This is a genomic window from Desulfovibrio sp. JC010 (genome assembly GCF_010470675.1).
GTDB lineage: Bacteria > Desulfobacterota > Desulfovibrionia > Desulfovibrionales > Desulfovibrionaceae > Maridesulfovibrio.
This window is the reverse complement of sequence record NZ_VOIQ01000063.1, coordinates 1-350: the sequence shown is the minus strand read 5'-3', so window position 1 is coordinate 350 and position 350 is coordinate 1. Positions and strand designations below refer to the sequence as shown.

The window sequence follows — 350 nt, the reverse complement described above, 5'->3', positions numbered from 1 at the left end:
TGCTTCTGGTCAGCGTCTACGGAACCGTAAACGATGTCAGCTGCGAAAACGATGGGATCGAACATGTCCATTTCAAAGGAGGTACCGATCCACCATGCCTGAGAATCTTTATTCATGTCAGGATCAGCTACAACACCGAGAAGACCTTCGTAATTTTCGATGTTATCAGCCTGTACACCGTTGCCATCAAGAACGTCTTTACCTACGTTTGCGTAAGCAGCGTAAGGGGTAGCAGAGATACCATCGATGGTGATGGGAGCTGCCAGATAGAAGATATCGAGTTCATCGTGGTTGGAAACCGCGTTAGCGCCACCATCGGTCTGAGCTGCATCGCTGTAACGGATGAAGCC

1 pseudogene is annotated in these 350 nt (G+C 49.4%); it reads right to left on the bottom strand.

Annotation, left to right across the window (positions count from 1 at the left end):
• Positions 1-350: pseudogene (locus FMR86_RS20350) on the bottom strand (hypothetical protein); the annotation flags it as partial.